Annotated in this window: 1 protein-coding gene; it reads left to right on the top strand. The window is 73.7% G+C overall.

Annotation, left to right across the window (positions count from 1 at the left end; genetic code table 11):
- Positions 1-65 precede the first annotated feature (65 nt).
- Positions 66-1088 (top strand): ATP-binding cassette domain-containing protein (locus ACFV04_RS43785; RefSeq protein ID WP_380536664.1); only part of this gene is annotated, 1023 nt, incomplete at its 3' end.

Genomic DNA, 1088 nt, shown 5'->3' with positions numbered 1-1088 from the left:
CGTGACGGCCGCGGCCCCCGGGCTTTTCCGGTGGCGGCCCTGCTCCTCCTACAATCGGCCCCATCATGAGCGCGACACTCGTAGTCAAGGACCTCAGCGCCGGTCACGGCGAACGCACCCTCTTCTCCGGCCTGGACCTGGTCATCGCCCCCGGCGACGTGATCGGCCTGGTCGGCGTGAACGGCGCCGGCAAGTCGACCCTGCTGCGGCTGCTGGCGGGCCTGGACACCCCCGAGGGCGGCTCGCTGCGGCTCAGCCCGGCCGGTGCCAACGTCGGCCACCTCCCGCAGGAGCCGGAGCGCCGCGACGGCGAGTCGGTGCGCGCGTTCCTGGCCCGCCGCACCGGCGTGGCGGCCGCCCAGGCCGCCCTGGACGAGGCCACCGAGGGCCTGGTCGAGGGCCGGCCCGGCGCCGACGACGCGTACGCGACGAGCCTGGACCGCTGGCTGGACCTCGGCGGCGCCGACTTGGAGGAGCGCGCCGAGGAGGTCGCCGACTCGCTCGGGCTGAAGGTCTCGCTCGACCTGCCGATGACCGCGCTCTCCGGCGGCCAGGCCGCCCGGGCCGGCCTCGCCTCGCTGCTGCTCTCCCGCTACGACGTCTTCCTCCTCGACGAGCCCACCAACGACCTCGACCTGGACGGCCTGGAGCGGCTGGAGGCCTTCGTCAAGGGCCTGCGCGCCGGCACCGTGCTGATCAGCCACGACCGCGAGTTCCTGGCCCGCACCGTGACCAAGGTGCTGGAGCTGGACCTGCACCAGCAGCAGGTCAACCTGTACGGCGGCGGCTACGAGGCGTACCTGGAGGAGCGGGCGGTGTCCCGCCGGCACGCCCGCGAGGAGTACGAGGAGTACGCCGACACCAAGGCCGGGCTGGAGGCCCGCGCCCGGATGCAGCGCGGCTGGATGGAGCACGGCGTGCGCAACGCCCGCCGCAAGTCCTCCGACAACGACAAGATGGGCCGCGCGGTGCGCGCCGAGTCCACCGAGAAGCAGGCCTCCAAGGCCCGCCAGACCCAGCGGATGATCGAGCGGCTGGACGTGGTCGAGGAGCCGCGCAAGGAGTGGGAGCTGCGGATGGAGATCGCC

This window comes from Kitasatospora sp. NPDC059599 (assembly GCF_042735125.1).
GTDB lineage: Bacteria > Actinomycetota > Actinomycetes > Streptomycetales > Streptomycetaceae > Kitasatospora.
The sequence above is the reverse complement of the archived record's forward strand: the minus strand, read 5'-3'. Positions and strand labels throughout refer to the sequence as shown.